Source organism: Teretinema zuelzerae, from assembly GCF_021021555.1.
Classification (GTDB): domain Bacteria; phylum Spirochaetota; class Spirochaetia; order Treponematales; family Treponemataceae; genus Teretinema; species Teretinema zuelzerae.
This window is the reverse complement of sequence record NZ_JAINWA010000001.1, coordinates 1,421,350-1,445,696: the sequence shown is the minus strand read 5'-3', so window position 1 is coordinate 1,445,696 and position 24,347 is coordinate 1,421,350. Positions and strand designations below refer to the sequence as shown.

Annotated in this window: 4 protein-coding genes; all 4 read left to right on the top strand. The window is 56.3% G+C overall.

Annotated features, from left to right (window positions below; all coding sequences use genetic code 11):
• Window positions 1-26: 26 nt before the first annotated feature.
• The 4 genes from K7J14_RS06335 (at window position 27) to K7J14_RS06320 (ending at window position 24,266) form a co-directional block, all read left to right on the top strand.
• Window positions 27-1,916: an adenylate/guanylate cyclase domain-containing protein gene (locus K7J14_RS06335; protein WP_230754468.1), complete on the top strand. Its 1,890-nt coding sequence runs from the start codon at window positions 27-29 to the stop codon at window positions 1,914-1,916.
• On the top strand, window positions 1,913-4,012 hold the full coding sequence (locus K7J14_RS06330; protein WP_230754466.1) for an adenylate/guanylate cyclase domain-containing protein: 2,100 nt from the start codon (window positions 1,913-1,915) through the stop codon (window positions 4,010-4,012). The genes K7J14_RS06335 and K7J14_RS06330 overlap by 4 nt, the downstream gene beginning before the upstream one ends.
• Window positions 4,013-4,085: 73 nt before the next feature.
• Window positions 4,086-9,269: an Ig-like domain-containing protein gene (locus K7J14_RS06325; protein ID WP_230754464.1), complete on the top strand. Its 5,184-nt coding sequence runs from the start codon at window positions 4,086-4,088 to the stop codon at window positions 9,267-9,269.
• 12 nt (window positions 9,270-9,281) lie between these two features.
• The gene (locus K7J14_RS06320; RefSeq protein ID WP_230754462.1) at window positions 9,282-24,266 is read left to right on the top strand and encodes an Ig-like domain-containing protein; all 14,985 of its coding nucleotides are present in this window, start codon (window positions 9,282-9,284) and stop codon (window positions 24,264-24,266) included.
• Window positions 24,267-24,347: the final 81 nt, after the last annotated feature.

Below are 24,347 nucleotides of genomic sequence, written 5' to 3'. Positions count from 1 at the left end.
TTCAAGGTGAAGTTATACTCACTTCTGTGCGTCCCCCTTCCTTTTTTCTTTGGTTCACCGCGGCCCTTTCTCTCCTCAGCGCCTGTTCTCTTCAAAAAGACGGTTCCGGGAAGGTCGAAGTATATCGCGGGGCTATCGATCTGAAGGGAAGTACAGGAGTCTGCGAATTATCCGGTTCCTGGGCGTATTGGCCCGGCCAGTTCGTGTATCCTTCGGTGAAAAGCGGAAACTTCGATCGCTACGAGCGGTTTCCGGGTTCCTGGTCCCAGTATCAGGACGGTCGCCCGAGGTACGGGTATGCTTCGTACGCGGTGGCCATCGAGGGATTGGATCCGCACGCCGAATACGCGTTCCGCTTTCCGGCCTACAGCAGCGCCGTGCGGTATTATATCGACGGGGCGGAACTCTACTCGCAAGGATATCCTGCGAACAACGGGGCTTCCGAGCGGGTGCGCTGGGCGACCGCCCTGGTGCCGCTTCCGGGAAGCGGGGATTCAGGCGGCGCGGGGCGGACCGGGGTCGTGCTGGTCATGCATCTTTCCAATTTTTACGATATCTACCCCGGCGGAACCCTTCCGATACGGTTCGGCGGACTGACGGAGGTTTCCCGGCAGCGGTCCCTGCACCGCCTGTTCCTGATAATCCCCTTCGGCGCGCTGCTGGCCATGGGCGTATACTTTATCGCCCTTTTTCTGTATAGCCCGAAGGAGAAGGCTTCGCTATGGCTGGGGCTTTTGTCGTTTTTATTCGCGCTCAGAATATCCTGCTACGACGAGTTTTTTCTGCTTGATTTTGTTCCCTCGCTGCCGCACGAGGTTCTCTTCCGTTTGGGATATATGACGTTCGCCCTGGGACTCGCGGGCTTCGCGGCCTTTGTCCGCTCCCTCTATCCCTTTTTGGTCGGCCGGAAAGTCTTTGCCCTGGTGGTCTCCGTTTCCCTCCTGTACGGCGCGGTTTCAGCCGTTTTGCCGGTGTCCGCGGCGACCGGCGTCCTTTCGTTTTTTCAAGTTTTTTCTATTATAAGCGCGTTGTGGATAATCCGGACAATGATCCGGGCAATTCGCTTGAGGCTTGAGGGATCGCTCATCTTCATGTCCGGGTTTCTCTTTTTCTTCGGCATCGTGTTGCGGGACATTCTGCTGGCTAACCGCGTGTTCGAAGGGGTGTTTCTTGCCCATTACGGCGTTTTCGGCATTATTTTCGCGATGGGCTTGATGGTGGTGAGCCGGATGACGGGAGCCTTCTCGCGGGAGGAGCAGCTCTCGGGAGAACTCGCGCTGATGAACGAGTCCCTTAAACGCTTTATTCCGACCGAATTCTTGAGCTTGCTGAACAAGAAAAGCGTGATGGAAGTTTCGCTCGGAGACACGGTTAAAAAAGAAATGTGCATCCTGTTCGTGCATTTCGGCTTCGACTGCCTTTCCGCCGCCGAGGCGGACCGGCTTGCCCTGCTCGATCATTTTAACGCGCTGCTGCTCAAGATTAATCCCCTTGTTCGGGACGCGGGCGGTTTCGTCGACAAATATCTGAGCGGCGGCTTGATGGTTCTGTTTCCCGATCGCGGGGAGCGCGCCCTCCGCTGCGCCGTCGCGATGGCCCGCATTTTCGACCGCGTCAACTGCGAGAGCGCGATGCCGTTCATCCGCTCTCTTTCCTTTCATGCCGGCCTCCACCGGGGAGAGCTGATGCTCGGCACTATCGGCGAACGCGAGCGGATGGAAGGCACGGTAGTCTCCGACGCGGTGAATATCGCCAGCCGCCTCTCCGAATGGGCGGTAGAGCGCGACGCCGCCGTCGCCGTGTCCGCCGAGGTGTACTCCGAAGCCGGAGATTCGGTTCCGGCTGTATTCCGCGGCGCCGTACAACTGCGCGGGCGCGCTCGGCCGGTTTCCGTGTATGAGGCGGGCGCGTTATGAATACGGTGAAAAAACCGGTGGCCGCGGCCTCCCTTATCGTATTCGGCGGCCTTCTTTCGGTGCTGGCGGCCCTCTTGCTGGGGAACCCGCTCTATGACGGCCGAATCGTGCACAAAACGCCCGTATCGGCAGGGATCGCCGATATTTCCGAAAATCCGGCCGGCATTCATCGGCTGCGCGGCGAGTTCCATTTTCAGTGGCATGAGTTTCATTCCTCCGTCGCCGACTTTCCCGAAGCCTCGTTCGCGCCGTTTCCCGGTTCGTGGAAGGGCCTTGCGGACGCGACTCCGTACGGCTGGGCTTCATGGGGCGCCACTATTACAGGCCTTGAGAGCGGCAGAATCTACGCGCTGGCCGTGGGGCAGGTTCTTTCCGCCTGCGAAGTGTACATAAACGGAAAGCGGGCGCTGTCCATCGGGCGGCCGGGAGTTTCGGAAGAGCTGGAGACGCCGTTCTGGGATTCCCGCCTTGTCCGGTTTACCGCGGCCGGCGCGGAGGGGCAGTCCGGCATGTCCGGACAGTCCGGCATGACCGGGCAGGCTGAAATCGTCATCCGCGTGTCGAACTGGAACGACCGGATGGGCGGCACCAACGCAGGCCTTGCGGTCGGGGACGCTGAACTGCTGCGGCGTTCGCAAGACCGGCAGAAATTGACAGAAGGTTTGGTTTTCGGCGTGCTCGGAGTGATGGGCTTATTCTTTGCCGCGCTTTTCATCTTTCGCCCGACGGACCGTTCCTTCCTGTGGTTCGCGCTTCTGTGCGGGACGGTGGGATTCCGCGCCCTCTGCTATGATTCGTTTACGCTGCTCGATCTGGTCCCCGGACTGCCCTGGACGATGCTATTCCGCTTGGGCTACCTGACCTTTCCGTTCGCGATGATCTCCTTTTCCGGTTTTCTCAGAAGCGTATTTCCGGAGTTGCTGAAGAAACGAACGGCTCTCGCGTTTTCGGCGCCCTTTGCCGCATATATCGCGGTAATTATTCTCTTCCCGACACGAATGGTTTCCGCAGCCTTGATCGTGGTCCAGGTGTACTCCCTTGTTTTCGCGCTTTTGGGCATGGGCGTGATTATCCGCGCCTGCATCGATCGCCTGCAGGGCGCGTTCTGGCTTCTTGCAGGATTTTCCGCCGCGCTGGTGTGCTTCATATTCGACATTCTGGTCGCGATGTGGCTGCTTTCGGGGATAAGTTTGAGCCATCTCGGGATGAATTTCTGCCTTTATTGCATCGCCTTGATGGTCATCGAGCGGTACATCGCTTCCTATACTGCCGCGAAACAGCTCACCGCCGAGCGGCAGGCCGTAAACAAAGCTCTGCGGCGCTTCGTTCCCGAGGAATTTCTGTCGTTTTTAGGCAGAACCTCTTTTTTCGAGGCGGAAAGCGGCGACGCGGTTGAAATGGAGATGGCGGTTCTTTCCGCAGATATCCGGTCCTTCACCGCGATAGCCGAGCGCTTGAACGGCGCGGAGGCCTTCGCCTTCCTGAACGAATATTTCGAGCTCGCCGCCCCGATTATCCGGACTAACGGCGGCTTTATCGCCAAATATTCCGGGGACGGCTTCACCGCTCTTTTCCCGCGGGGAAGCGAAGCGGCCCTGACATGCGCCGTGCAGATTCAATCCGCGGTAGCCGGCTGGAACCGGCGCAACGTGTCCCGTCCGCCGGTCGCCGTCGGCATCGGCATCGATTCGGGGCCGGTGGTGCTCGGCATCCTCGGCGACGAGAGCCGGATGGAAGCCGCTGTATTGTCCGCGGCAGTCCGCTCTGCGGTGCTCTTTGAATCCGAAACCAAGCGCTTCCATGCGCGTATTTTGATCAGCGAAAGCGTTGTGGCGGACCTTCCCTCTCCCCAGGCCTGGTTTATCCGTCCCGTCGACAGGATTCGCGGCCGTTGCCGGGAATCATTCGTTTTCGAGGCGTACAATAACGACCCGGAAGATCTGCGCGAGCTTAAATGGAAGACCCAGGGAGACCTTGAACAGGGGATACTCGCCTGGCACCTGGGGCGCAGGGATGAAGCGAATTCGCATTTTGAAAAAGTTTTACAATTGAATCCGTCTGATATTGTTGCCGTTCACTACCTGAATAAGCGATAATTTACTAGGTAAGGTAGTTTTTTCCAGTTAAATATCCTTGTCAATATCAATAAGTTTCCCGATAATGGAGAAAATGGAAATAGTCTCGCACGGGGAAGGTATTGATATGAAGAAGCTGGCTCTGTATTTGGTGGTTATTCTGTTTGCGTCAGCAAACCTGACCGCTCTCGGAAAGAGGGAGACGGTCGATACCCCTGTACAGTCTCTGGACAGCTGGCTTGAAAGCGTTGATATCAGCGAAAGCAAACCCGGAAAGTACAATATACTCGTCACCGCGGAAGACCTTGCGGGAAATCAGGGCCTTGCCGGCCCCTATAACATGTACGTCGATCCTGAGTCCGACCTTCCCGTCACCCGGATCACCAACCCCTTGAACGGCATGCGAGTTCCCGGAAACCTCAACGTGGTGGGCACCTGCATCGACGACGACGCGGTGAGCCATGTAGAGCTTCTGTTCGACGACAATCCCGAGCCGGTACGCGCGGAGGGCAAGGAGTTCTGGTCGTATTATCTGGATACGAATCAGATGTACGAGGGCGAGCATACTATTACCGTGTACGGCGTCGACGTGAACGGGGTGCAGGGCAGGTCTCAAACCGTGCGCTGGCATCTGGACAGAAACCAGCCTGAAACCGATGTGCAGAACCTGGCGATGGGATCGCTCGTAGCGGGGAAATTCACCCTTTCCGGCGTCGTAGCCGACGGCAACGGGATCAAGGAACTCTCGTATTCGCTCGATCAGGGAGACTCCTTCACCGAGATTCCCCTGAAATACAATAAAAAAGAATTTGCCTGGACGTTCTCGCTCTCCATCGATTCCCGGGACATACCCGACGGTCCTGCCGTTTGTTGGTTCAAGGCTCGGGATTTGCAGGGATCGACCGGAATTTATACCTTCCTCTTTTTCGTAGACAACACGCGCCCCGAGGTTTCGTTCATCGCGCCTGAAGAAGGCTTTGCGGTCAACGGGGTGTTCTCCGTAGCGGGATTCGCCCGGGATATAAACGGCATCGAGTCTCTTTCCTGGTCGATGGGCAAGGAAACCGGAGCCTTCGAGCTGGTGAAGGGAAACCCGTACTGGATCAAGGAATTCGACATCAGGGGATCGAAAGAAAAGGCGGTGACCGTTACCATCGACGCGGTGGACGTAGCCGGCAACAAATCCTCGATTTCACGGAAGATTCCTGTAGACTCGGCGGCAGACATTCCTTCCATTTCCGTCGAGAGCCCCGCGCCGGGAGAATTGCTGGACGGTCCGCTGGTGTTCAGAGGAACTGCGAAGGACGACGACGGCATATCAGCCGTCTACGTTTCTGTGGACAAACGGGAACCCGTACGGCTTGATTCAGTCGGCGCCTTCGGCGTCGAGATAGACGGCCTTTCGACCGGCAAGCACAGCCTCGAGGCCTGGTCCGAGGATGCGAACGGGGTGAAAAGCCCTGTCGCGACGATTCCTTTCGCGGTCGCCGGCCCCGCGCCGGTTATTGAACTTGCCGCTATCGACGATCCGAACGCGGAGATTCACCCGGAAAGCGGATACGCGCTGACCGGCTCGATTTCCTCGGAGCCCGGCCTGTCGGGCGCTTCCTGGCGGATTACCGGGCGGGACTGGGTAACGGTTCCTCTTAAGCCGGGCGCTTCCGGAGCCGCCCTGCGCGTTCCGATAACCCCTGACTTCCCGTACGGCGCGCTGAGTCTGGAGGTTCGGGCCCAGGACGTTCACGGCAGGGAAACCTCCGCTATTCTTCCTTTTTACGTCACAAATCTGGGCATCCCGCGGGACGCCCGTCCTGAATTTACAGACGATACCCTCGCATCTTCAGGAACGGTCACCATCCCCGCCAAAGGAAAGGAGCCGTCATCCACTGCGGAAGCCTCGATAGCCCTTGAGCGCGTGCTGCCCGCGGATATTCCCTTTGAACAGGGAATGCTCATCGAGCTCGCCGGCCCGGGCTGGCCCAAGGAACGGCAGCAGGATTCCTTCCTCCGCGTCGCGATCGATTCGCCTGTTCCGGCAACCTCGGTTTCATGGACGATCAACGGAAGCGTCCCCGCGAAGGCCTCCGTATCGAAAACTCCGGAAGGCGCCCAATTCGCCCTCATTCCGCTGAAAGCCCTGATTTCCGCAGAGTGGAAAATGCTTGATATAACGGTGGCCTTCAAGGATTTGACAGAACAACGCCTTTCGGGCGTTTTTTGCGTCGTGCGTCCGACTCCCGCCCAGGGAGTTTTCGACGACGAGCAATTCGTTTGGGGAACTGCCGCCCGCAACTCTTCCGACAACATCCTGCTCTTCGACGGAGCGTCCGTAACCGGCCTCTATAACGGAAAACCCGATCGGGCAGCGGCTTCCGTCGCCTTCGCTTCAGAGTCTAAGACCGCGGAAAAGGGCCTTGTACTCAGCCTTTCGGGGAACCGCGTTTCAGTGAGCGGAATCGCGGACGGCGAATACCAGGGCGTGGTTCTGGAGATTACCGACACCGCGGGAGAAACGTTCAAGACCGCTCCGGTCACATTCATCGTGGATTCCGGGCTCCCTGAGCTTTCTGTCGACGCGACAGCCCGCCCGGTGTGGCTTCAAAACAGCCTGCCGTTGACGGTTTCCGCTTCCGACGGCCGGGGAATATCGGCGGTAGAGTATTCGTTCGACAGGGGCGAAACCTGGACCGCGTTTGCGAAAATGCCGTTCTCCGGCGAGCTCGACATTAGCGCTCTCGGCGAGGGCAAGATCGAATTGATGGTTCGCGCGATCGACGCGGTCGGCCGGGTTTCCCGCGAGTGGCGGATTTTCCGCAAGGATACCGTACCGCCGGCCTCGGAAGTTGTGTTTCCCGAACCGGGAGACGTAGTGAACGGCGAAACCCGCATCGCCTTCCGCCTTGCGGACGACGGCGTGGTCGCCCTGGCCGAATACCGCGCTCCCGGCGACCGCGGCAAGAACGACCGCACCGAATGGACCCCCTTCGATCTGACATCCATGCCGAACGTCATGATCGGAACCCTTGAGCGCCCCATCGAACCCGGCATGGAATTCCGCTTTACCGACGAAGCCGGAAACATCGGGCCCGCAGGCTCGTATCTGTTCGAGATCGACGCCCAGGCCGACCTCCCCGTGGTTGAAGTTCACGTTCCGGCCGAGAACGAGATCATCAGAAAAGACTTCATCATTTCCGGAGTCGTCTACGACGACGACCAGCCCGCCAAGGTGTGGTACCGCATCGACAACGGCGAGTTCACGGAAGTGCCGATAGTAAACAGCTATTCGATCCCCGTCGCCCTGAAGAGCCTCCTCGACAACGAACACACCATCACCTTGTACGCGGAAGATATTCACGGCGTGCGCGGCGAAGAAATCGTCCGCAATTTCAGGGTGTCCCTCGAGGAACCCAAGGCCGCGGTGCTCGCCCCTTCGTTCGAAACCACGAACAAGGGAGTCATCAAGATCACCGGCACCGCGAGCGACAAGAACGGAATCGAGAAGGTCGAAGTATCCCTCGATAACGGAAACACCTTCAATCTCGCGAACGGAGCCGAATCGTGGGAGTACAGCTTCGATACCCGCGTGATACAGGACGGAACCCATGTCGTGTTCGTCAAGGTGTACGATAAATACGAAACAACCGGGCTCTATTCGAGCCTCATCAATATAGACAATACCGCGCCCTCGATCCGCCTCGAGCTCCCGCTCGACGGCAGCCGCTCGAGCGACGTGCTGTTCATCGCCGGCCAGACGATGGACAACATCCACCTGAACCGTCTTTCGGTCCGGATCAACAACATCGATCCCAAGCAGCCGACCATCCCCTCCGCGCTTTCCGAGATCTTCTTCGAAAGCGAGCTCATCATCTCCCGCGGAATCGACATTTCCGCACTGCCTCCGGGTTTCTACAACCTTGAAGTGCGCGGCTTCGACCGCGCGGACAACATCACCCGCGTATCGCGCAACTTCGAAGTGTATCGAGGAACCGACCGCAACCGCATCGAATTCCTCTACCCTATGAACGGGGAGCCGGTGCAGGGAATCTTCAATATCTACGGCCGCGTGGTTTCGGAGGACGCGGTGAACAGCCTTCTTCTGTACGTAGACGGAACGGACGTCGCGGTGACTGATCTCAATCCTTCCGGGTATTTCAAGTTCACCCTTTCCCCCGAGATTCTGGAAGACGGCATGCACGAACTGCAGGTGCAGGCCCTGGCCGCGAACGACGCGATCATCAAATCTTCCGTGCAGACGATACAGTATCACGCCGCCGGCCCCTGGGTAACGATAGACAACCTGGCCATGGGAGACTTCGCGATCGAACGCCCCTGGCTCATGGGAACCACGGGCTACTCCTTGACCGAGGAAGACGTGATAGCGCTGCGCGCCAAGGACACGACGAAGGAAGAGCGCAAGCGCCTCCAGGCGAAGACGCTCGAGAAGGTAGAGATCAGCTTCGACAACGGAAAAACCTTCGTGCCTACGGAGTCTGGCAAGCGCTGGAGATACCGCATCGAAACCGGCGATATGGTAGAAGGGTACCACTTCCTGGTAGTACGCTCGACCATGCGTTCAGGCGAGGTCGTCGTAACCCGTTCCATCATTCAGATCGACAAGACGATGCCGTCCATCAGGCTTATCTCTCCGGGAGAGGGCGGCCGCTACAATAACGAGCTCGTGTTCTCCGGACTCAGCTCCGACGACGTACAGCTCGACTCCGTCATGCTCAGCCTGCGCCCCGGCGACAAGTCCGCCTACGCGGTGCCGACCTTTATTCAGGGCCTGTATTTCGACTGGCACTTCTGGGGCGCGACCTTCTACGACGTCGGCCTCGGCCTTACCTTCTTCGACGACAACGTCAAGCTGCAGGCGCAGTTCGGCCAGTTCACCGAGGAGCAGCGGGCCCTGTTCACCGGAACGCCGCCCCGCTACGGCGGAAACGTGATGGGCATCAAGCTCCTTGCGAACCTCGCCTACGTTCCTCTCGACTATTTCTTCGGCCCCGATTTCTCGTGGCTGTCCGCCACGGCGTCAATCGGCGCGAACTTCTCGCAGTTCTCCGATACGCAGAGCGGCAAACCGCAAATTCTCTCGGCGGTGCTCGGCCAGTTCGAGTTCCCCCGCGTCACCATACCCAAGCGCACAACGTTCAGAACTTTCTCATTCTATACGGAAGCGCAGTTCTGGTTCATTCCGACGGATGTTGATACGTCGGAAGTGAGCGTCGATTCCATCGTTCCCCACGTAACCGGCGGGGTTCGCGTCAACGTATTCTAAGGAAGGTAGTCCATGAAAGCAGTCAAAGCCAGCGTAATAAGCTTTCTCCTCTTAACCCTCGCATTCTCGTCGTCGTTCATGACCTGCAAAGTCGGCCTCGGCGACTCGGTCGACACGAAGCCCCCGACGGTGAGCATAGAGTATCCTGCCGCGAACAGCGTGATGCGGGACGATTTTATTTTTGCCGGTATGGTTAAGGATGAAACTTCCATTAAGAGCGTAACGCTCACATTGACGAATGTAGATACTAACGCGGTCGTTGGAACGTGGACGGCTGACATCGATCCGGAAGACAATTCATGGTCGTATCGCGTCGAAAACTCACCGCTCTCTGAAACAGGCTTTCCGCTCATCCCTGATGGATCATACCAGCTTGTTGCAGTCGCAACTGACTCGGCAAATCGAACCGCGGACAAATCCCAGCGTTATTTTATTGACAACACCGCTCCTCTTGTCGTAATGACACGACCTTCAACCAATGGCGACGAATCTGCCGACCCCTTCGGCGACTCTGCGATTTTTTCTGGAAGCCTCTGGGACTATAAGAACTGTTCGGCAATTACAGTTAATTTCTATGAAGCCGACGAAGCCGGCGGAGTTGAATTAGTTGCTTCTCATACGCAGCAGAATGTGCTGGCGAACTGGGAATTTACCCTTCCTTCGACCGTATTCGAGCTTTTAAGCGCCGGCATGAATGAAACCTCCAAACCGCGAGAATTCTACTATACTTTGACCGCTTACGATGATTCATATGTGTATCAGAGTCCCGCAACCGGTAATCCGACCGCGACCACAGGAAACGGAACCGCGCGCATTTACGAAAGCAGCGACTTGTCGGCTGCATTGTCGGTAGACGATACCTTCACTCTTAAGCAGTTGTCCGAACTCGATTCCGGAAAAGTCTCCTCTGTGGCAGGACTTTCGCTTACCAGATCTGCATTGCAAGAGCTCGCGATGAGTTCTTCTGAATGTACGACCGATGGAAGCGGAAACTTCTCGATCGATCCGTATAACAAAAACCCCACAGTAGAGATTTCCGGTCTCACCTGGTTTCCGTTATCCACATTTGCTGAAGGATTCTTTACAAATCAGATCGCAGGAAAATCGATCGTTAATGTGACAGTTAAAATGGGGAAAAGCAACGCTGCTCTGAGAGTGTCAGATCCACCTATTTATGCGTATGTCCGCGCAGTTAACGACGACACTCGCGTTCCTCTAGAGTCGGAAGCAATCAGCGTATCCGATATTACTTCAAGCGGAAGCAATAAGAGCTTCAACTATGAGATTCCGAAGACTTCGGGATCATGGGTTTTGATCGTTCAGGCAACAGATGCCGCTGAATATACGACTACCCGCAGCGACGCGAAGAGCACCCTGTATGCCGGACAGAAATACGGAGAATACGCTTTCAAGATCAACGGAAGCGCTCCGTATATCGATACATTCTCTCCGGACGCGAAGAAGGTTCGGCCTGCTTCAGACGGCAATTTTATCCTGGAGATCGATGCGTTCGACTCCGACTCCAGCGAGGTCATTCTTTCCGTCAATCGGATCGAACCGGACGGATCTTCTGTCTCGGTAGTTTCCGAGTCAAAGACCGGGACCGCGAGCACCGCCTCTTCAACCGGGTACACCTTCGACTGGTCAGTGTCTCTTCCCGCCGCTGCAGAAGGCGAGACGATTACCTATCAGTATCTCCTGTACGACGGAAAATATTATTCAACATCGATAACAAAGACATATGAAACGGACACAACCGTGCCGGTTCTTCGCAATCTGGCAAGCCCGAGCCTCGGCGGCTCGACCTCTGTGGTTGTCGACGGCAGCGGTTTGATGGTTAAAGGCTATTCCGACGACGACCTTGCATCCGCCCTGATCGCCTATACGCGCGCAAGCGAAACTGGCGCGCCTTCCACATCGGATGATCGTTGGACGACCGCCCAGGTCTCCACGGATACCGGCGCCGGTTATACCGATGGAACAGGTACGTATAAGAAGCTTTTCAGCGGTTCTCTTGTTCTTAAAGATGCTTTGGGCAACGACTCTGAAGGCGATTATCGCTTGTGGCTCCGTCTTGCCGACGACACCAATGTGTACGGCGATATTATTTCATTGTGCAATGTCACCGTCGACAAGAATCCTCCGGTATTTACCGAAACAGTATCGGGAATCGGCGGAAGCGCGATCGTATATAGAAACGCGAGTGTTTCATTCGGAGGCTTGTCTACGGACAGCAATGGAATCAAGTCAGTAACTGTGACTTATTCTAAAAACGGCGGAAGCCCCGTTTCCCTGTTGAACCAGACTACGGGAGCTTCCTCCTGGGCTACAAATCTCGGCGCGGCCCTCGGCGACGGAACATACGAAATCATTTTCACAGCGACGGATAAGGCTGACAAGACGACGAGCTTTACACGGAATGTGATGATTGATACCGCCTCTCCAATATTGTCGATTTCGTCTCCGTCGAACGACGAAGGCGTATCCACGACTTCTTATACGATTCGCGGCTCTGTCGACGACGGAAGCGGCAAGGGAGTCTCTGCTCTTGAGTATAGTCAGGATAGTACTGACGGAGTAAACGGCTCTTGGACATCAATCACCCGGGCCGCATCGTGGTCGGCAACAGGACTTGATTTCTCGCCGGGCGGAGAGGGAGCAAAGACTCTCTGGGTGCGCGTTTCCGACGGGCTCAATGCGATCGTAGCGGAATCCGTTGGGTTCCAGTTCGATCTGAATCCTCCGGTTCTAACCGAAACGACATCCGGCTTGACGAGTTCCCTGGTGAACAGGAAGACCGCGGTTTCCTTCGGCGGAACGGCGAGCGACACGAACGCTCTTTCCAGCGTTACCGTGAGCATCAACGGCGGCGCTCCCGCAGCAGTTACGGGTTCCAGCTCGTGGAACTGGACGCTCCCGAACACTACCGACGGCACCTACGCATTATCTTTCGTCGCCACTGACGCGGCTCAGAAAACGACGACAGTGTCCCGTAATGTGCTTATTGATACCACAGCCCCGAATCTTCCTGTGTTTAGCACTACGCCGGGATCGTATGTGACGAGCAGCCTTGCGATCGCGGGAACCGCGTCGGATACCGGCAGCGGCGTGCAGACCGCATACTATCGCGTCAATGGAACGGCAGGCGACGCCGCGATCGGAACTCTGACCGGAACGGATAACTGGTTCGCTACCCTGGACGTAGGCTCCCTTGATGAGGGCGTTCACGCGGTTTATGTATGGACTGTCGACCGGGCTGGAAATATATCCGCGGAAGCAGTTCAGAATTTTACGATCGATGAAGCCGACCCCGTTTTCGCGACCGCATCTCCCGTCAGCCAGTCGATCCGCGTGGACGGATCGTTAAGCGGTACGGCTACCGATACCCGCGCTATGGGAACGGTCACTGCGACTGTAGCTAAAGACGGCGGGGCCGCAAGCTCGGCGACCGTTGTTACTACAAGCCCCGACGGAAAGACCCGGACCTGGAGTATTTCCGTTCCGGTATCGAATGGTTTAGGAACCTATGTATATCGAATAACGGCTGTCGACGCGGTCGGCAGATCGGCGGAGATCACCCGGACAGTGATCATCGATAATATGCCCCCGACAATCAACATTTCTACTATTAATTCCGATGGTTCAACCCTGGTTCAGGCTGATACTTACAATGTCACCGGCGAATCAGCCGATGTCGGATTAAGCGGTTTGAACAAGGTCGAGTACAACCTGAACGGAGCCGGCTGGGTTACCGCTACGGGTACGAGCAATTGGCTCGTTCCGTTAACCGGACTGACCGACGGATTGAACCAAACCTTCGCTGTTCGAGCTACGGATAACGCAGGCAATGTTTCCCCTGTCACAAGCTATGAGTTCGATGTCGACCTCGCAAATCCGACGTTTACCGAAACGACTTCCGGCATTGGCGGAACAACTCCTGTTTATCGGAACGCGGATGTCGTTTTCAGCGGAGCATCAACGGACGCCAACGGAATAAAGTCCGTTGTAGTCACGTATTCGAAAAACAGCGGAGCTGCGGTGACTCTGTTAAATCAGACCAGCGGAGCGGCTACATGGACTGCGACTCTCGGCACCGCGCTCGGCGACGGCACCTATGAACTGTACTTTGTTGCGACGGATAACGCCAACAAGATAGCTGAGTTTTCCCGGGCTGTCGTAATCGATACTGTTTCTCCGATTCTATCGATATCCTCTCCGTCGACCGGGGAGGGCGTCTCAACGACTTCTTATACGATCCGCGGCTCCGTTGACGACGGCAGCGGCAAGGGCGTCGAAACCATTCAATACAGCGCAAACAGCACGGACGGAACCGACGGAGATTGGACGTCCATCACAAAGGCTGCTTCCTGGGTCGCGACCGGAGTTGACTTCTCCTCAGGCGGCGAAGGTTCAAAGACGCTCTGGGTGCGCGCTTCCGACGGCTTGAATCCCGCGACTGCGGAATCCGTAGCCTTCCAATACGACGTTAATCCGCCGGTGCTTGAGGAAACTACATCCGGTTTGACCAGTTCTTTGGTGAACAGAAAGACCGCGGTTTCCTTCGGCGGAACGGCGAGCGATACGAACTTACTCTCCAGCGTTACCGTGAGCATCAACGGCGGCGCTCCCGCGGCTGTGACGGGATTGGGCGCCTGGAGCTGGACGCTTCCGAACACTACAGACGGCACCTACGCCCTCTCGTTCGTTGCCACAGACGCGGCACAGAAAACAAAGACAGTGTCCCGTAATGTGCTTATTGATACCACAGCTCCGAACCTTCCTGTGTTTAGCACTACGCCGGGATCGTATGTGACGAGCAGCCTCGCGATCGCGGGAACCGCGTCTGATACCGGCAGCGGGGTGGAGACGGCATACTATCGCGTCAATGGAACGGCAGGCGACGCCGCGACCGGAACGCTGACCGGAACGGATAACTGGTTCGCAACCCTGAATATCGAAGCCCTCGGCGAAGGCTCCCATACGGTGTACGTGTGGACTGTGGATCGCGCCGGAAATATATCCTCGGAAGCGGCGCAAGTCTTCGCGGTTGATCGCGCGAATCCCGTTTTCGCGACCGCATCTCCCGTCAGCCAGTCGATCCGCGTGGACGGATCGTTAAGCGGCACGGCTACCGATACCCGCGCTATGGGAACGGTCACTGCGACTGTAGCAAAGGACGGCGGCACCGCAAGCTCGGCGACCGTTGTTACTACAAGCCCCGATGGTTTTACCCGGACCTGGAGTATTTCCGTTCCGGTATCGAATGGTTTAGGAACCTATGTATATAGAATAACGGCTGTCGACGCGGTCGGCAGATCTGCTGAGATTACCCGGACGGTGATCATCGATAACATGCCGCCGACGATTTCTATTGCCAATATTGCCTCCGATGGTTCTACTCTGGTTCAAACCGATACTTTCAATGTCACCGGCGAATCAGCCGATGTCGGACTGAGCGGGTTGAACAAGGTTGAGTACAACCTGAACGGAGCCGGCTGGATTACCGCTACTGGTACGAGCAATTGGCTCGTTCCGTTAACCGGACTGACCGACGGATTGAACCAAACCTTCGCCGTTCGGGCTACGGATAACGCCGGCAATGTTTCCCCTGTCACAAGCTATGAGTTCGATGTCGACCTCGCAAATCCGACGTTTACCGAAACTACTTCCGGCATCGGCGGAACAACTCTGGTGTATCGGAACGCGGATGTCGTCTTCAGCGGAGCATCAACGGACGGCAACGGCATCAAGTCCGTGGTTGTCACGTATTCGAAAAACAGCGGAGCTGCTGTGACTCTGTTAAATCAGACCAGCGGAGCCGCAACATGGGCTGCGACTCTCGGCATCGCGCTCGGCGACGGGGCGTATGAATTGAGCTTCGTTGCGACGGATAACGCAAACAAAAAAACCGAATTCACCCGGACTGTAGTAATCGACACCACTTCGCCTGTATTGGCAATCACTGCGCCCGCAGTAGGAGAGGGCGTTTCTACCAGTTCATATACAATCCGCGGAACAGTCGACGATGGAAGCGGAAAAGGCATTAGCGCGATTGAATATAGTTTGGATAGCACGGACGGAGCGGACGGAGTATGGACGGCCATCACCAAGGCCGCCTCATGGTCTGCCGCAGGAGTCAATTTCTCCTCAGGCGGACAGGGCTCAAAGTCCTTCTGGGTACGCGCTTCCGATGGATTGAATCCTGCGACGGCAGAAACCGTTTCCTTCCAGTACGACACCGAAGACCCGTCTATTTTCGAAACCGCATCCGGACTGGGCTCGACCACATTCAACACGAACAGCTCTGTTTATTTTGCCGGAACGGCATCAGACTCAAATGCGCTTTCAAACGTGACCGTCAGTGTTAACGGCGCCGCCCCTGTTGCGACCTCCGGCACTGCCGCTTCTTGGAATTGGACTTCGCCGTCTGCTGCCGGCGAATACACCTTGCAGTTCATAGCGACCGATGTCGCGGGAAGAACGAAGATCGTCACACGTTCGATTCTTGTCGACAAAACGAATCCGACAGTGAGCGTAACGACGGACTTGACCGGATGGAAGAGCGGAACGATCCCGATCGGCGGAGCGGCTTCTGACTTAGGCGGAAGCAATCTCAGCATAGTTGAGTATCAGCTCGGATCGACTGCGGGAACCTGGATGCCCGCCTCTATCGGAAGCGGAACCTGGAGCGGATCGCTTTCACTGGCGGACTCCGCCGAAGGAAACATCACCCTGTATGTGCGTGCGAGCGACCGTGCCGGAAACGTCGAGAATACGACGGCGACCGTAAAAGTCGATCTTGCGAACCCTGTGTTGAGCGAGACAGCCGTGGGCACGACCTCTGCACAATACGCCACGAGCGACGTGGCGTTCTCGGGCAACGCGTCTGATTCGAACTCCCTGACCAGTTTGACGGTGTCAGGCGGAGCTTCCGCGACCATACCGGTTGCCGGAGACGGATCGTGGAGCTACTCATTCGATGTCGACGCTCCCGCAGACGGAACATATAACCTGGTGTTCACCGCGACGGACGCCGCGGGAAAGACAAGCACGCAAAACCGATCTGTTATAGTGGACAACACCAGTCCCGTGGTATCCATGGCGGCAATTACCGGCTGGCAGAGCGGAACGGTATCGATATCCGGAACGATAACGGAAACGAACCTCGAGCGCGTCGAGTATCAGCTGGATTCTACGGCTGGAGCCTGGACGCTCGCTTCCGTGAGCGGAACGAGCTGGAGCGGATCTGTCGACTTCTCCTCGGCGAGCGAGGGCGCGCATACCGTATACTACCGGGCGGTCGACAAGGCCGGAAACATCAGCAACGGCGGAACCGCTCAGACGACGAGCGCAAACGTAGACCGCGCGATGCCGACAGCGACGATGACGGTCGGCGCGACAGCTCGCGGCTTGAGCGACGCCGGATTGGAAAGCCGCGAAACGGACTTTACGTTGAGCGGAGACAGCGACGACGACAGCATCACCGCCGGCAGACGCCCGTCCTCTGTGGTTCTTACCGCGACGAAGGACGGCGCTAGCCTCGGTACTCTTACGCTGACGAGCGGAGGCTCTTCGACCGGAGTCTGGACGTACGATCAGACAGTAAACGAGGCGACTCACGCAAACGACGGCCTCTATGTGTACACCCTCACGGTCACAGACCTGGCGGGAAAGGTGTCGACCGCGACGCAGACAGTCCGCATCGATACGACTGGCCCGGCGATCACGATAAACAACCCCGGGGATTCCGCTGTTATTACGCAAAATACCGTTGATATTGACGGTTCGTCGCGCGACATCGGCGGCGTCGGCTTCACGTACGGCACAGGAACTGAATACAAGGATATCGAATACAGCACCACGTCTACGAACGGAGCGGACGGAACCTGGACCGAATTGTCGGAACTTGATTCTTCGAGCCTCTGGTCGGCTAGCGCTGTATCTCTCGGCTCTCAGGGCGCAAAGAAACTATATTTCAGGTCTACCGATCGAATCGGCAATATTACGACTGCATTTGTCGATTTCTATTTCGACGAAGCTCCTCCAGTATTAACCGAATCTTCCGACGCTCCGTTCGGCGGCGTCGGATCCACGGATACCCAATATACCAACGCCACGGTTACATTCGCGGGAAGCGTTTCCGATACGAACGCGCTTGCCAGTTTTGTGGCGCGGATCAACGGCGGCGAGGAAACGATTATATCAATCGACGCAGACGGTCCGGACAACACATCGGCAACCGCCGACGATAATTACTGGACATACACCTTCGATTCCGCCGCGCGGGCAAACAATACGTACGCGCTGTCATTCATCGCGAAGGACGCGGCCAACCAGAGCACAACGGTATCCAGAACCGTAGTCGTCGATAAAAACGTTCCGACAATCGATACCTTTACCGGGATCGTTTCTTCGACATGGTATACGACCGCAAGCCGGGCGATTTCCGGAACCGCTTCCGATACCGGAAACAGCGGGCTCCAGAAAATCGAATACAGGATTTCGCCTGACGGAACAGAGGGCGCCTTCGGCGATTGGGTGAGCTTGACCGGCACTTCGACCTTCACGGGAACGATCAGTTTCTCCGACGGAAACGCAAATCTCCTGCAGGTTCGCGCTGTGGACCGGGCCGGGAATACGAGCGTTCTTACTGAGAGAACCGTCTGGATCGACACGATGGATCCTTCCTTCGACATAACCGATCCAGTAACGACTCCTGTGGACAACGGCAATGGAACTCTCGATATATCGATAGAGGCAACCGACGACACGAGCGGGCCGGTAACCCTCTTCGCGAAGGTCGGCGACTATAATTGGGGAACAGGAACCGTGTATTCGGCTGCCGTAACCGACATCGACGCGGGCGCCGGGGTTACATGGGGCGCCACCGTCAACATCGCGGATCTCTCGTCGCTCGCCGCCGGAAACCGGAAAATTTACCTCCGGGTTCAAGACGCGTCGGGCCGTTACTCGATCGTGATGGGCCAATCCATCATCATCGATAAAACGCCTCCAACCGTGACATTCGCTTCGCATTCTACCGGTGCGACAATCAATAAGCTTGTTACATTCTCGGGAACGGCAAGCGACTCGAACGGAATCGATAGCGTTGCTGTAGAGGTTTACAAGAATACCGGAACAGTGGGAGTTCCGGCGTGGGCCTGGATTCCGGCCGAAAGCGGCGCTTTGATCGGCACAACCTCCTGGGAGCTCGAGAATTTCGATACAAGCGTTATATCCGCAAGTTCCGCACTCTACGACAGCGACGCCGGGACAACAGGGCTTCAGCTCAGCGTCCGGGCGCGAGTACTCGACGCGGCTAACAACGAGACTCTCGTAGAACGCACCTTCCTCGTCGATCAGGACGCCGACCGGCCGGTAGTAAGGCTTTCGAACGTAAAGACTGACGGCACAACAACCCTCATTAATACGACCACTGTGTCGGGAACTCTCCTTGACGACGACGGAACCGTCGCGCTGGCGAATTTCGCTGTATCGGAAGACGGATCAACCTGGGTTGCCGCGACTGCGAACGCCGTGCTTTCCAATCCAGGAAACCCGCTTTTCTACGACGCGGATACCCGATCCTTCCAGTATTCTCCGTCGACCGGCGACGGACAGAAATACCTGTACTTCCGTGTTACAGACGTTGCGGGAAATACGTTCGCGACTCCGATCACGTACGTTGCGGGCGACATTCTGACTTATCCCAAGCTGCAGTTCAGCACCGACAGCGGAAGCGCGGTGGGAAGCCGCGTCGCATACAAGATAGACACCAATCCTCCGGATATCCAGTCCGATATTTACTTCGATTCCACAGATCCATGGTCCTTCGACGGAGCGACGCCTCTTGCCGATGAATACCGGTTGCTGAACAATACGATATTCGGCGGCACGAGGGCCCAGTTCGCGCTGCGCGTCGCTGCCCGCGACACGGTAGGCATTCAATCCGTCGCTTTGACCATAGACGGAACTTCGTATACGATGAGCAAGGTCTCGGGCGTCGCAGGCGATTGGGAAGTGTTCACTTCTTCCGCAACAGTTCCGATAGACGTATCCGCCTGGACAAGCGGGGCGAAGACAGTATCCGTTCTGGTTACGGACAACTCGGGCCAGACTTCCTCGTCCACCCGCCAGATCGTAATCGACAACACAAAACCGACCGTAGAGGTGACCTCGCACTCTATGAATGAGCAGGTGACCGGCGACGTTACGTTCCGCGGAACCACCAACGACGGCACAGGATCGGGAATAGCGACCGTTCAATACAGGGTCGGTACGGACGCGTCATGGAAATCTGTAACCGGAACCTTCTCCTGGAGCATCGCATTCACAAACGCCGCCGCCAACGTGATTACCACGACCGCCACGTACGCAAATGATACCCATGCGGTCGAGCAGGACGCTGATATCTGGCGCCTGCCCATCACTATCCGTGCGACAGATATCATAGGAAACTATATCGATTACGTTCATTATCTTGATCTGGATCCGGACGGCGACAAGCCGACCGCAACGATTCTGTATCCCGCGACAGGAACAACCCTCGGCGGCACGGTCCGTATTTTCGGAAGCGCGCAGGATAACGATTCAGTCTCGAAAGTATGGATGATGATCGATGTCGACAACGACGGCGACTTCGATGTCGACGACCGGGACGCCCTTGTTGCATACAATGCGCTCTATACGTCGGCTCGCTACGTCATGTCAGGAACCGGTACGGCGGAAGATCCGTATCAATTCCCTGTCACCGGAAGCGCGAGCTGGAACATATCGATAAACGAGAAGGGGGAATTCAACCCTGCAAGCGGCAATCCCGCGAAACCCATCCGCTACCGCGTCAGGGCCCAGGACGACAAGAGTACGTTCGGCAACTGGTCGGAGACCCGCACGATATCCATCGACAACAACGTTCCCCGCCTGGGAGACCCGGATTATCTGCGGCTGGTCCAGTTCGATCTGGACGGAACGACGGTAATCGCGGAACGCACCTACGAAGCGGATATGTATATCCGCGGGCAGTGGTATCTGGTAGGAAGCGTCGCGGATGAAAGCGGAATCGCGAACATCAGGGTGACTAATCTGGCCACAAGCGCCGAACTTGCCAACCGCGCGGATAATGTGAACGCTGACTGGTTCACGTCGGCGTCTGTTCCCGGCGGATCAACGAATATCACCGCGCCGTATTATACCCTGCGCATCCCGCTCGGATTCCCCACTAGCAGTTCTGTAGCCGGCTCTCACAGCTATCAGATCGAGGTGACAGACAGCAGCGACCCGGTCGGAGTCACCAGGCAGAATATCGCCGTTAATTACGACAATATCGCGCCGACTGTAGGAACGATCACTCATCGCAGCATTCCGGTGAGCATGACGAACCAGATCGCGCAAAGCAATAACACCTATACGATTGGGTCTACCGTTACCGAAGAGAATAGCGGTTTCGAGCGTCTGGCCTTCTTCTTCGTCAGAAGGGGCAACGCAGGAAACGGCACGGTCGACCGCGTGTACAACCCGATGCTTTCCTCAGGGGCGCGTACGAATCTATCCGATCTGGTATTTACGGCGGGAGACCTGCCGAGAATTACGTATGCGGGTGCAACCCGAACCGACGAAAACAGCCTGACTCATGCTTCGATAGGCGCTAACGCCAACATTCGCGTAGGCGGTCTCGTCAGAATCGGCGGAGTTGACCGGCGCATCGCCTCTGTTTCGGGAAACACCATCACGTTCAGTCCTGCCGTTTCAGTCAGCTTTACTACCGCCGAATTCGTGTACGCGCAGATTGTGGACAACACGACGGCGGAAACCGGCGATTGGTCCGGCGGTCCTGATCCCGTTATATCCAAGGATGACGGAGACGGCATGGTGGAAGTCGTAGAGCGGAACGTTTCGACATACAACTGGCAGGCTTCCATCAATTCGCTCAACATACCTGACGGCCCGATAGAGCTGCATTACGTTGCGTACGACAAGGGCGGAAACGCGACAGCAGGGTCAATTGCGACCTATGTATCCAACAAGCGCCCGCAGATAGCGAAGGTGCGCCTCGGTACCGACCTGAGCGGCGACAACGCCTTCAGCTCAACGGAGCTTATCACGTACTACACTGCTGTGAGCGGCGAAGAGAAGTCCCTGGTCAATCTCGCGTCCTCCGCTTTCAAGGTGAAGGGACGGTTGGCGGTAATCCCCGAGTTCGTCGGCGGAAACGGCACCATCCGGTACATCTGGGAAACCAACACTCCGGCGGGAACGGCGTGGGACGGCACTACACTGCCTATAACCGCTATAACCGGAACAGTGAATAACTTCACGTCTATTACCGAGACCGACACTTCGGTTGTTCATTCGCAGGCTATCGAGATCGCGCCGGCAACGCTTGAAACCATGGACGATCTCCTGAAGCTCTTCTCGTTCGCCTTCTGGGACGAGACCGAAGAAACCGAGCAGGGCACCGACAGCCAGTGGGCTCGCGTAAACGCGCCCATGACGGTTGATGTCGTCGACAATATCGGACCGAAAGCGGTGATCAGTCCCTTCTTCTGGAACGGAACCGGAAACGGCAACAATTCGCTTTATAACGGTTCGAAGGACAACGGACATATCGAGCTCGAGGCTGATCTGCCCGGACCCACTTTCACCTCCGGCGGAGCAACCGTATACGATCTCGACCCGAAGGTTTCCGGAAAGATAACCATCCGCGGAACCGCGTACGACGACCAGCGACTCAACGAGATATGGATGTTCATCGGCTCGGGAAATACGGGCGAGTTCTCGTTCCCGAATACCGTAACTTCCTCTAACTTGTTCGACATCAATGCAGACGGTACGAAAGAATCGTTGGATCGGTCGTATTACCTGCTTGCGACGTTCAACGCCGCGACCGGCCAGTGGGTTCCCGTGGCTGCCGATGTGAATACGCCGGCCCAGGGTTGGACTTTCTCTGTCGTACAGGATTATCTCGATCAGACCGGCCACAAGTCGAGCTGGACCCTTCATTGGGATTCTTCGAAGATAACCGGCGTCGCCGCGACCAACCGGCAGATCCGCGTCATCGCGACCGACCGCCGCCCGAACGCCTCGCCCGAGGCTGCGAACGAAACCGCGGATATAAAGACGAACAACCGCCCGAGCTATCAGGTGGATATCGTTCCGTATATCAGGGAGATAAAGCGAAGCACCGATTACAATACCATCAGATCGCGGCAGGGACGGACAAGCGTAAGGCAGGAAGAATCGCTTACGTTCGCCGGATTTAATATGTTCTACACAACAGCAGATACGATCGTTCTCGGCGGGGCGTCGCAGACTCTGCCCGGAGCGGCGACAAACACCGGTTTCGCCGTTACTGCCCCTACTACAACCCGAAGCGGAGCGGTAACGCTTACGGTTAACGCGGTGCCTTCTCTGAACAATGTGAACTCCAATACGGTCGAGTATAACAAGGAAGTTGACATAACGAACTCGGATTCTGCTCTCTGGAACGATGATCGGAACCTGCATGTTTGGAGATCGAACGATAATCAAACCGGAGCGAACAGGGGCTACTTTGCCGGCAGCAGCGACCCCGAGTATCCCGCGATGGCCCAGAACGCGGGGGTCCTTTACGCTTCATGGAGCAATTATGCGACATCGTCGGTATTCCGCATCGCGAACAACGAGGACTACGTTTTTGCGACGCATCGAATCGCCTCGTCATACGATCCTCTCGAGCAAACAGATATCGCGTACGGCAACCGGCCGGGCGTAATCTACAACGCCAATACGTACGGAAACGGTTTGTGGAATTACGCAGGCGCCGGCGGAATCGTGGTGTGGGATGCCAACGCGAACGGTGCTGACAACGTCTCCACCGGCAACGGCTATGAGGTAGAGTACCTCTATCACGATCGGAGACTGATGCAGTTTACTGGTCAGCGGATCGCGTATCAGGGAAATAATATCCATGCTGCATACTTCGACACTGAAACCAAAGCTCTCAAATATTGGTACAATGCAAATAACAACAATGTTGCGTACTCAGCCCGTTGGATCAATGTAGATGGCGGATACGACGCCCATGACGGCGCATATACGGAGCAATATGGTACAAATACCAACACAGGAGCTTCAATTACCAATATTTATGTTACCAATGGTGCTACCGTTATAGCTGGCCAAAATATTATGCGGGATAGCTCGAATACAACTTATACGGCTCCAGTAGCGGGCGTTGTAGATATCGCTATCGCTCTGGGAGCGCGAATCTCGGGAACCAATACGACTAACAACCAAAGCATTCTGTTCTCGGTCAGAACAAGTACCAACCGCGTGGTAGACGTCGCCGGTACCTCGCGCTCCTTGGCCGCCGGAGAATTCTGCTCGATAGACACTACGCCCACGAATAATTTCCCGGTGATCGCGTACTATGATATTACTAACCGGACTGTAAAGATCGCTCGGGCTACCGCGATCAATCCTACGGCTGACCAGTGGAATTTGCAGACTGTCATGAGCGCCGGAGATTTAAACTACAATTTCTCCGGAAAGTATATTTCGATGAAAGTCGACACCCTCGGGTATGTACATCTGGCGTTCTATCGGAACAGCACCGGCGATCTGATTTACATGAAAAGTACGAATAATCCGACAAACGGAGCGACGCCGTATACTTTCGGGTCGAGCGTAATAGTCGATGCGACCGGTTCCGTCGGAATTTGGGCTGATATCACACTTGTGAACAACAGACCCTGGATTTCGTATCTTGATAGTTCATATACATACAGCTTCGACGGTCTGAAGCTCGCGTATTATGATCCGGCCTTCGAAGCCGAAACCGGCGATACCGCGGGAGAACCCGATACCCGAGACGGTTGGGAGTACATGAACGCCGCTCTTGTGTATGAAGTGGAGAATGTGCGCACAAGCATAGAGCCGGACGGAGGCGCCAATTTCTGGGGAGTCGCCCTTGGTTACAGTTCGAACGACTTCTACAGGATCGCGTATTATGTAGATTGATTGGTACAGCAGTTTGAAAAGCAACGCACGCTATGAACGGGCTGTGCTTAAATGATCATGGCCGCCGCTGAATATTCGCGG